Raw genomic sequence first — 10,310 nt, forward strand, 5'->3', positions numbered from 1 at the left:
GCATAGCTCTGAACGTGTGAAAGCTACCTTTTTAAGGGCTAAAAAGGATGCTAATGCTCAACTAATGTCCATAGGGAGATCTCTGCAAAACTATCATCCACGGATTTGTTCATGTCAGAAATAGTCAGTACCTCTATATTATGAACTGTAATATACTCTCTATTGGACTTCCTCCGGATAACTTTATATCTACTCTCGCCCCTCTTTGATTAATATAGGTAGTGAATACGACAAAGTAAAACTACAATAGATTTTCTGGACATAATAAAAGGTGTAAACCACGTTATGCGCTGATTTACACCTCTACTTGCGGAGAGAGGGGAAAATGACCATTTCGCTGCAACTCCTTGTATCATAGTCTTTTATTTTTTTATCCTTTTTAATTGTAGCCATATTGTAGCCACAACAGAGTATTTTGAGAGTACACGCAGATACTGCTACCCGAAATGCGCACTTGCATTTCTTGGGTTCAAAAGTACAAAAAAGTAGAACATCCTCCAAATTATTGTGGGAAAATGTTTTAGAAATCTTTTGGCTACAATTTTCAGTGCATGGTGCAAGTCTATATATATAGATAGACCTTGCACCATGCACTGACAGTCCCAAAGGTGTGATTGATATGGCAGGCTCAATATTTTCGCCTACGTATTGGGCAACACGGCAACAAATAACGCATAATGTTAAAAATGCAAAATGGCAATATAATGCCAATATTGGCAATTTAATATTCTTTCTAAAGCCCTATTTGTTAAGAACTTTGCAGCATTATTTCTAACAAAAAGACGGATACATATGAATACAAAGAAACAAAACTCCGGAAGTAATGCAAAATTCTACGTTGTACTTCCGACACTTGAAATCATGCTCTCCGCCAGCAAAAACTGCAAGCTAAGGGCAGGCTATGCCAATATGGAATATTCCAACTTTATGAAACACTGCAAGATGCAGACCGACCTTCGTATCAACACTTATGCAAGATGTGCGGCAGCCTTCGATATGGACGTGCTCTTGATACATCTCCCCAAGGGTATGATTGAGTCCATGATAGCAACCACGCCCCATAAAAGCCTTCGCTTCTCCACAATGGAGCAGGAAGATCTCATCGTCATTCTCAATCGGCTGTGCAAGCTGGACAGTAGAAGATTTAAGCAGCATCTTATGCAGTTATTGCACCAATTGGGGAAGGACTCTGAATTTCCAGACGGATGATAATCCACGGAGAGCAACTATTCAATCCTAAACTGAAAAGAGAAGTGGCATATGACAGAAGAAGACAATTTACAAAAGACGGTAATTGCAGAGTTACGCTCACTAAGGAACGACATGGAGCGGATAGCCGGCTTTATCGTGGAAATGAGACGCGATTATTCCGTTTTGGAGGATAAGATGGAACTCAGTTCCTCCGACGTCATCAGACTCTTGGGCATTTCGCGGGCATCCCTTGCCCGATGGAGGGACACCAACGCAATCCCGTTCAGGTATATATCATGCAACCACGTTGCCTATCCGTTCAAGGGACTTTACGTCGCCATCAAGAGCGGACGTGCCTCCTTCAAGGGTTTCAGACGAGTGGAAGCCCTACAACGGCTCAACGCCTACAAGGATGGTGTCCTTAAAGGATATATGGGTGATGGTCAAACTTTATTTGAGGAGCTATGAACATCAAAGAAGAAATACTGAGCCGAACCAACAAAGGACTGGATGTGTTCTGCTTCTATATGCCTATCGACTTTGTGCCAAAGCGCAATTTCCGAAATCCTATGTATGACGACAGGCGTGCATCGTGCAATATCTATCTCGACAACAAGTCCGGCTGCTACCGAATGAAGGACTTTGGCAACGATGCCTACTCCGGCGACTGCTTTTGGTTTGCAGCCACAATGCTCGGACTGGACGTGAGGAAAGACTTTGTTAAGGTGCTTGAAACCATAAATCGGGACTTGCAGCTGAATATTTGCATTGAAAGGAAAGAACATAGTAATCCCCACACAATGATGATGAAGCCTTGCAAACCACCCTTAGTACAACCACCTAACCAGCTCAAGAAGATGGAAGGTAAAAAATGGTACAAGCTAATTGAGCAATCTTTCAATGTCAAAGAACTAGACTATTGGGAGCAATACGGCATTGATGCTAAGACTCTGCAACGTTTTCATGTAAAGTCGCTTGCTCGCTATGAGTCTGTCTCCAATCAGGGAAAGCCGTTTACTCTTGGTTCTACACATGATGAGCCTATGTTTGGATATAGCATGGGGAAGTTTGTAAAAGTCTATCGCCCTAAGAGTAAGCTGCGCTTTCTTTGTGGGGGTGAGAAAGTGAACGACTATGTCTTTGGCTTCCAGCAGCTGCCCAGCAAAGGGGATGTTGTTTTCATCACAGGTGGGGAGAAAGACGTGCTTTCACTTTCGGCTCATGGTTTCAACGCCATCTGTTTCAACAGTGAGACGGCACAGATTCCTGAGAATATCATCGAAGGATTGCAGCTTCGCTTTCAACACATTATTATATTGTACGATACGGACGAGACAGGTGTAAGGGAAGCTAAACGGCAGACAGATGCATTTGCTCAATACAAGGTATTGAGTCTAACCTTACCATTGCAAGGGGGTAAGTCGGAGAAGGATATATCGGACTTCTTTGCCTTGGGCAATGAAGCAAAGGACTTGAAAGTGCTTCTTAATGATATGTTCACCAATATGTATGCACAGACGATGATGATATTGCAATCTTGTGAGATAGACTACGATAATCCGCCAGACGCTTCAAAGTCGGTGGTGGCAGTAAATGGTGTTCCGCTTGGAACGCAGGACAATCTGTTTTGTATCACAGGTGGAGAAGGAACAGGCAAAAGCAACTACATTGCCGCCATCCTTGCTGGCACTCTTGGGAGAGAACGATTAAAGGCAGAGCAAACCTTGGGATTGGAAGTAACTGCCAACCCCAAAGGATTGGCTGTACTTCACTACGATACAGAGCAATCGGAGGCACAACTCTATAAGAACTTGGAGAAGACACTTCGCAGGGCTGGTATCAAGTCCGTGCCAGAGTTTTATCATTCCCTCTATCTAGCATCGCTATCACGCAAGGACAGACTGAAAATCATTCGTGAGAGTATGGACTTGTTTCATCACAAACACAGTGGAATTCATCTTGTGGTCATTGACGGTATAGCAGACCTGATACGCTCCGCCAACGACGAAACAGAGAGTATAGCCATCGTGGACGAACTCTATCGATTGGCAGGAATTTACAATACTTGTATCATTTGCGTACTCCATTTTGTACCCAACGGCATCAAACTCAGAGGACATATAGGGTCTGAACTGCAACGCAAGGCTGCGGGCATTCTCTCCATCGAGAAAGATGACAATCCCGAATACTCGGTCGTCAAGGCATTGAAAGTGCGTGATGGAAGCCCGCTAGATGTGCCGATAATGCTTTTTGGATGGGACAAGGAAGCCGATATGCACGTTTATCGTGGAGAAAAGTCGAAAGAGGATAAGGAAAAACGCAAGACCGATGAACTGTTGGCTGTTGTAAAGTCTGCATTCCGTGCCAAACTAAAGCTATCATATCAAGAGTTGTGCGATGTGTTGATGCGTGAAATGGAAATCAAGGATCGAACGGCAAAGAAGTACATTGCCTATATGAAAGAGCAGCGTATCTTGTCGCAAGACACAAGTGGTAACTATCAAAAAGGAGAATTATGTCATACATAGACCAAAGAACCGAAGATACATGGCAGAAACGCTTGTTTGACAAGCTGATGACTGTTGAGAGTAAACTTGACCATCTGCTGTTTTTGCAAGAGCAATCTGTCGATACGACCATTCACCCTCCATTGAAACCCGAATACTTGGACATCATCGACGTTTCCAAGATACTCAAAGTGGAGCAGAAGACCATCTATAACTGGGTTTGGGCAGGGAAAATCCCCTTTCTCAAGGCTAACGGTCGATTGCTTTTCCTTCGGGAAGAGATAGATGAAATGGTACGGAAGCGAGATGGCTGGTAATTGATTTCCTGATTAGATTATTTTTGTTGTGTAAATGCAAGTGTTTACACAACAAAATAATTACCTTTACAAGTAAAAAGTTAGTTGCGGATTTACCGCTCACAAAGATAACAGTACTCGCTTATTTCTTTGATAAGGAATTTACCATATATTGTTTGAAACTATTGAACCGATAAAGATAGGGTTGCAGACAAAAAATATTTGTAATTTCTACATTTGATGCTACTTTTAATGGAAAATTCATCGCTTGCAATGATTTTTTCGGCATTTTCCTTGCGCATTCAAAAAAAGTAGTAACTTTGCAGTCAATATGACCTCCCACGCTTCTCATCAGAACAGCGCACCCGGGGAGGTCTTCGAGTTTATATACGGTTATGAGGTACGAAAAGAAGCCCATAGACACATCTGAGCAGGTTAAAAAGTTATGCGATCGAGGACTTAATATTGGAGACGAAAAACTTGCGTCCCAATATCTTTATAATATAAGTTATTATAGATTACGAGCATACACATACCCTTTTCAAAATAACGGGGAAGGTGCTAATCACGAATTTCTGAGAAAGGACATTTCTTTTCAAGATGTGATAGACCTTTATTGTTTTGATAGGCGTTTACGCTCTTTAATCTTCAATGCCATTGAAAAAATCGAGGTGGCATTAAGAACAAGAATCGCCTTAACTTATTCCGTTGATGAAAATGACGCCTTTTGGTTTCTCAATCATAAGTTATACTTTCAGCACGATAAGTTTATCGCATTGACACGCAACGAGATTATAGATGATAAACCTGTTGTAGGGGATTTAATGAAAGAGGTCAAGCGAAGTAATGAGGAATTTATAGCTCATTATTATCAAAAGTATAGCGAACCTGCTTTTCCGCCAGCGTGGATGACCTTAGAGGTTGTTTCTATGGGAACATTGAGTAAGTTGTTTTTTGCTTTGGACAAGAATAATCCTTCTAGTAAAACAATCTGCAGAGATTTGGGACTATACAATGTCGATATTTTGAAGAATTGGATGCACGGTTTATCGTCTTTACGCAATACTTGTGCCCATCATAGTCGTGTATGGAATCGCCGCTTTACAATAGCCTTGAAGTTTCCTTATAGAACGAATTATCCTTTCTTGTCAAAGCAAGAAGCTGCAACGATAAGGGACAATAAGTTGTTTGCCTACTTATCTGTAATTTTGTATTTGCAGCAAATAATCAGTCCTGATAGCTCATTTAGAAAGAGTTTGCTCACCCTATTGGACAAATCTCCCAAATTGGTAGTTTTGAAAGATATGGGCTTTCCTGAAAAATGGAGAGAATACTCTTTGTGGAAATAATATAATACGATGGTGTATCAATTATGATACACCATCGCTATTTATCTCAGTCTGGATTTTACAATATATCCCTTACTTTCTTCTTGTTTGTTTCTATTATTCATAGAACTTGAATAAATTACCCCCTCCTCTTCCTTTTTAGTATTTGGGCTATTACTACTATTTTGTCTTAAATACTCGGGTTGGTCATTTTCGTTTGATTTTTCATTTTCTTCATTTGGTTCGTTCAATGTAAGTGCAATTTTTCTGTCAAGTTCTGCTGCCTCACCTTTGAGTGAGCGAAGCTCGTCCTCTTTCTTCCAAGAACTGTTGGCAATGTTGGTGTAAACGTCTTTGTTGGTCACGACCTTTGCCATTTCCTTCTCATGCGACTCTATCACCTTAGGGATACGCTCCAAGGCATTTACGAAGTTCTCGCAGGCAAGTTTCGGGTCTGCCGCTAACTTACCGTTATTATAAGTATAGTAGATGCTCTCCTGTCCCTTGACAAAGAAGCGGTTTATCGAGCAATCAAACAGATCCTTTGAACTGCTCTCCGTCTTGACCATGATGGAAAAGCCGTAAACCTCGCCAATCTTGTTGTACTCGCTCTTGGTACGAGCCTTTTCCTCTATCTCATGCAGACGGGCGGCGATGACCTTTATGTCGGTACTGTCCTCCACACCTTTAATGACAAGTTTATTGATAGGATTACCTTCTTTGTCACGCTCCACACGCTTCTCAAAGCACGCCAAGTCTGCCTTGGCTTCCTTGATCTTGTCTGAATGGAAAGACACGGAGCTGTCAATCTCCGCCAACTTGCCCGTTGCGGCATCACGCTCACGGAGGAAATTCTTACGCTCTGATTCCAGCGTGGCAATCTTCTTGTCGAGTTTGGCTTTCTCTAACAAGTCCGTATTACCAGATAGCACGGCAACATACTCTGAAAAGTTCATACCGCTATCCTCGTCCATCGATCCCTCGTCAATGGTACGACTACCGAGCGTGTTGGTCTTCAACTGATTGATAAACAATTGCTTGTTATGTAGTAGGTTGAACTTATAACTGTCCAACGACCGCTCCACGGCATAGATAATCACATCGACCTTGTTGTCAGCAAATTCTTTGGCAACCATATTACCTTTACGAATTGCCCGACCATTTCGCTGCTCCAAATCTGAGGGTCGCCAGGGTGTATCAAGTTGATGCACCGCCACCGCACGCTGCTGGGCGTTGACACCCGTTCCAAGCATAGAAGTAGAACCGAAAATGATGCGGATGTCTCCACGATTCATCGCTTCTACCATCGCTTTTTTGGCTTTCTCGTTCTTGCACTCCTGAATAAAGCGTATCTCGTAAGACGGGATATGATAATCTTCTACCAATTTACGCTTCACCTCAGAATAGATATTAAAGTCTCCGCCGGGCTTGTAAGTACCCAAGTCAGAGAACACAAACTGCGTACCCTTCTGTGCATCATACTTCTGATAGTAGTCATTAAGTAGCTTTGCACAATGGCTTGCCTTGTTGTCAATATGATCCGAGTACCCGTTTTCGTCTATCATGCGTAGATCCAGGCTCATTTTGCGGGCATAATCAGTCATTAAGAATTAAGGGAAATAGGGGGAAACGCAAGGAATGTAACTATTTGGAATATCATCATTTAGCATTTTCTTACTATTTTGAGGGTAAGCAAGAACGAGCATCAAACGTCAGGAGTTCCGTTACCAAATCGTAACCCACCCGTGAAAAAGCAAAAAGGGGTTACGAATTGAATGTAAACAACTGTGTCATAGGTTTTTATTCTTCATCTTTCATTTTTCTGCATCGCTCAGGAATACTTGTTCATCTGTACCTTTGCAAGCAAAGGAAATTTAGAAAAAACGACAGAAAAATGAAAGAAAACAAACTCAAAGTATCGTTCTTCGTTCAGGCGAAACGAACCGACAAGAAAGGACTTGTGCCTGTCATTGGGCGAATCTCCGTTGGCAGAACCCATTCGGGCTTCTCCACCAAGTGTAAGACTCCGCTCGCTCTTTGGGACAGCCGTAAGCAAAGGCTTATCGGCAAGAGTAGCATGGCTGTGTCAGTCAATCAGAAACTCGGTGAATGCACCGCACTTATTCACACACGCTTTCACGAACTCAGTGAAAGGAAAGAAACTTTCACAGCCACAGACGTGAGGGATGCCTATCAGGGGCAAATCCACCGTCAGGCCTTGCTCTTGGAGAGTTTTGGGGAGTATCTCACACAGACAAAGGAACGTATCGGTATTGACCGAGCCTTGAAGACTTTCAAGCTCCGTACCTATCAACTCTCATTGCTCCGTGAGTATGTGCAGAAGAAGCACAAGGTAAGCGACATTCCACTCTCACAGCTGGACAAAGCATTTATCGAGGGTTTTGAGTATTATCTTACCATCGACCGCAGACTGAAACGCAGCAGCATATCGAGTACCGTGTCTACTTTGCAGACCATCGTCCGCATGGCGGTGAAGAAAGGTGTGCTGGACTTCTATCCGTTCTTGGGCTACAGTTACGAGCGACCAAAAGGCGAACCGAGAAGCATTACGCAGGAAGAACTTGAGCACATCATCGACTTGGAGATTAAATGGGAGAACTATCGTATTGTCCGTGATTTGTTCGTCTTCTCCTGCTTTTCAGGGCTGGCTATCTCCGATGTCCGTAATCTTCGGGAGGAAAATATCGTCTTGGAAGAGGGCGAACTCTGCATCAAGGGCAGGCGAATGAAAACCAAAACTCCGTATCGTGTACAGGTGCTTCCCCCTGCGCAGACTATCATGAATCGTTATAGAGGGATAAGGGCAGGCTTTGTCTTTGACGTTCCAACCACCGACGTTATCCTCAATGGCATGCACTATATACAGCGAAATATCGGTATGGAAACTCCGCTGACCTTTCACATGGCAAGACACACCTTTGCATCGCTTATCACGCTTTCGGCAGGTGTACCTATTGAAACGGTGAGCCGTATGCTCGGACACACCAACCTGAGAACAACACAGGTATATGCAGCGGTTTCCTCCGAAAGAATACATAGGGATATGCAGATAGTGCAGCAGCGAATACAAGATACATTCACCCTAAAACTTTGACATCATGGCACGAAGTACATTCAAGACACTCTTTTATATCAACCGCTCCAAAGAGAAGAAGAACGGAAAATGCCCGATTATGGGGCGCATCACCATAGACGGAGAACAGGTACAATACAGCACGGGAAAGGAAATCGCTCCCGAACTTTGGGACAGTCGTAAGGGACGGTGCAAGGGTATAGGCGAAGAGACAAAGGAAATCAACCGCTATTTACAAACCAAAGAGGAACAAGCCAAAGGCAAATACCAAGAATTAGTTTGGCAACGTGGCTATATCACCGCCGAGTTACTGAAGCGTGAACTCATGGAAGAAGACAAGCCCAAAGGTTTTCTTTTGGAGGAAGCCCAACTATTTATTGAAGAAAAGCGTCCTTGTGTGGGAATAACGGTTGCCAAGCCGACCTTTGCCAACTACATCTATGCCACACAACTCATTGAGGCTTATTTGCGTGAACGCTTGGGGCTGGAGGATATTCGCTACTCATCGCTTGACTATGGTTTTATCGAAGGGATGGACTTCTACCTTAAATCAGAGCGCAACCTTTCTCTTGCCACTATTCAGGTAGCGGTCATCTTCCTTAGAAAACTCATCGGCATAGGTCAGCAGAAGAAGTATATCCGCATCGATCCGTTTGCAGACTACAAAGCAGAACTTCCACACCGCACAAGGCGTTATCTCACTACGGAGGAACTGCAACGGGTATTGCAAACACCTATCATTGACAGACAATTCGAGCGAGCAAGACAACTCTTCCTTTTCTGTTCCTTCACTGGTTTGGCTCGTGTGGACATGCAACGGCTCAAACCAAAACACATCATCCATAATGCAGACGGCACAGAGGAAATCCGCATCAAAAGGCAGAAAACAGACGTGGAAGCCATCATTCCGCTTCTGCCCATTGCCAAACAAATACTTTCGCTCTATATCAAGGACAAGAAAGCAGACGAATTGATATTTCCCAATCTTACAATAAGGAAAGCATCCTTTGCGTGTGTGAACATCGGGCAGATATGCCGGATAGATAAGGGCTTGACTTTTCACATGGCTCGCCACACATTCTCAACCACGATTTGCCTTTCCAATGGTATTTCGATGGAAACGCTCAGCAAGATGCTCGGACACAGCAATATAGGTACGACACAAATCTACGGAAAGATAACCGACCACAAGATACAGGAGGATATGACTGCACTCACTGACAGGGAGCATTCTGTATTTGAGGGTTATTGTGAGTCGATAGCACGGCAGAACGTTCCATTGCAACAAGCATAAAAAGGAAGTAATTACCAAACATTTATTATTCACGATTGAAAACCAAACGATTATGAAAGAGAACAACAAACAGGAACTTTCTTACTTTCGATTGAAATTAAGAAGTTATATGAGTGAGCATCACCCCGAAAAATTGCACGACACGGAGTTTATCACCACACGAGCAGACATGGCTCTCACTGCCTACTGCGATGCTGTGGCACAAGGTTTTTCGCACCTCGAAGCAGAGAACATAGCAAGTGAGGTGTTGTATCAAGGTTTGCACTTTTCCAAGTACGACACGCTTGTTTCTGTCTTAGAGAACGAGTTTGAGAGGGAACTGCCTGCACCACTCCCTGAGAAGCTTGCACCCATATTGTTGTCGAATGAGGCTGTTCAAGCCACATTCGACAAGTTCGGTTTGACGGACACATTTGCTTCTGACGAGCAATACGACCGTCTTTACACCGAACTCACAGGCACGATTGTGCTGCTCATCGAGAGCAATCATTTGCCAATAATCGGTCAGACGGAGGGGTAAGTCCAAAGGCGTTGTAAGCAAAGGCACACGCAAAGTCCCTGATGCCGTTTCTTATCGTGCAAAGGTACAACGGCAGCTAA

The 10,310-nt window shown here is 43.5% G+C and carries 8 protein-coding genes and 1 pseudogene; 8 read left to right on the forward strand and 1 reads right to left on the reverse strand.

The features are described from left to right. Nucleotides 1-792 precede the first annotated feature (792 nt). From HMPREF0658_RS02260 to HMPREF0658_RS02280, 5 genes are all read left to right on the forward strand, one after another. Nucleotides 793-1,209: a hypothetical protein gene (locus HMPREF0658_RS02260; protein ID WP_004339693.1), complete on the forward strand. Its 417-nt coding sequence runs from the start codon at nt 793-795 to the stop codon at nt 1,207-1,209. Nucleotides 1,210-1,260: 51 nt separating this feature from the next. Then, a complete protein-coding gene (locus HMPREF0658_RS02265; protein ID WP_004339692.1) occupies nt 1,261-1,659 on the forward strand; it encodes a hypothetical protein in 399 nt (132 codons plus the stop codon). Next, entirely contained in the window at nt 1,656-3,719 is a 2,064-nt protein-coding gene (locus HMPREF0658_RS02270; RefSeq protein WP_006948268.1) for a bifunctional DNA primase/helicase, read from the forward strand. Before HMPREF0658_RS02265 ends, HMPREF0658_RS02270 begins: the two co-directional genes overlap by 4 nt. Then, the gene (locus HMPREF0658_RS02275; RefSeq protein ID WP_004338289.1) at nt 3,707-4,015 is read left to right on the forward strand and encodes a helix-turn-helix domain-containing protein; all 309 of its coding nucleotides are present in this window, start codon (nt 3,707-3,709) and stop codon (nt 4,013-4,015) included. Before HMPREF0658_RS02270 ends, HMPREF0658_RS02275 begins: the two co-directional genes overlap by 13 nt. Nucleotides 4,016-4,389: 374 nt before the next feature. Next, nucleotides 4,390-5,343: an Abi family protein gene (locus HMPREF0658_RS02280; RefSeq protein WP_004352710.1), complete on the forward strand. Its 954-nt coding sequence runs from the start codon at nt 4,390-4,392 to the stop codon at nt 5,341-5,343. 41 nt (nt 5,344-5,384) lie between these two features. On the opposite strand, the pseudogene HMPREF0658_RS02285 reads toward HMPREF0658_RS02280, so the two are convergent. Beyond that, nucleotides 5,385-6,929 (reverse strand): annotated as a pseudogene (locus tag HMPREF0658_RS02285) (helicase-related protein); the annotation flags it as partial. Between the two features lie 287 nt (nt 6,930-7,216). Between HMPREF0658_RS02285 and HMPREF0658_RS02290 the strand changes: the two are divergent. From HMPREF0658_RS02290 to HMPREF0658_RS02300, 3 genes are read left to right on the forward strand one after another with little or no spacing between them, the layout of a single operon-like run. Next, the gene (locus HMPREF0658_RS02290) at nt 7,217-8,437 is read left to right on the forward strand and encodes a site-specific integrase (protein WP_006948289.1); all 1,221 of its coding nucleotides are present in this window, start codon (nt 7,217-7,219) and stop codon (nt 8,435-8,437) included. Between the two features lie 4 nt (nt 8,438-8,441). Continuing rightward, nucleotides 8,442-9,710: a site-specific integrase gene (locus HMPREF0658_RS02295; RefSeq protein WP_006948290.1), complete on the forward strand. Its 1,269-nt coding sequence runs from the start codon at nt 8,442-8,444 to the stop codon at nt 9,708-9,710. Nucleotides 9,711-9,762: 52 nt separating this feature from the next. Next, nucleotides 9,763-10,230: a DUF1896 domain-containing protein gene (locus HMPREF0658_RS02300; protein ID WP_004364878.1), complete on the forward strand. Its 468-nt coding sequence runs from the start codon at nt 9,763-9,765 to the stop codon at nt 10,228-10,230. Nucleotides 10,231-10,310: the final 80 nt, after the last annotated feature.

It is taken from the genome of Hoylesella marshii DSM 16973 = JCM 13450 (assembly GCF_000146675.1).
GTDB lineage: Bacteria > Bacteroidota > Bacteroidia > Bacteroidales > Bacteroidaceae > Prevotella > Prevotella marshii.

Coding starts and splice junctions, on each gene's coding strand:
- HMPREF0658_RS02260 (WP_004339693.1), top strand. CDS start 793: ATGAATACAAAGAAACAAAACTCCGGAAGTAATGCAAAATTCTACGTT.
- HMPREF0658_RS02265 (WP_004339692.1), top strand. CDS start 1,261: ATGACAGAAGAAGACAATTTACAAAAGACGGTAATTGCAGAGTTACGC.
- HMPREF0658_RS02270 (WP_006948268.1), top strand. CDS start 1,656: ATGAACATCAAAGAAGAAATACTGAGCCGAACCAACAAAGGACTGGAT.
- HMPREF0658_RS02275 (WP_004338289.1), top strand. CDS start 3,707: ATGTCATACATAGACCAAAGAACCGAAGATACATGGCAGAAACGCTTG.
- HMPREF0658_RS02280 (WP_004352710.1), top strand. CDS start 4,390: ATGAGGTACGAAAAGAAGCCCATAGACACATCTGAGCAGGTTAAAAAG.
- HMPREF0658_RS02290 (WP_006948289.1), top strand. CDS start 7,217: ATGAAAGAAAACAAACTCAAAGTATCGTTCTTCGTTCAGGCGAAACGA.
- HMPREF0658_RS02295 (WP_006948290.1), top strand. CDS start 8,442: ATGGCACGAAGTACATTCAAGACACTCTTTTATATCAACCGCTCCAAA.
- HMPREF0658_RS02300 (WP_004364878.1), top strand. CDS start 9,763: ATGAAAGAGAACAACAAACAGGAACTTTCTTACTTTCGATTGAAATTA.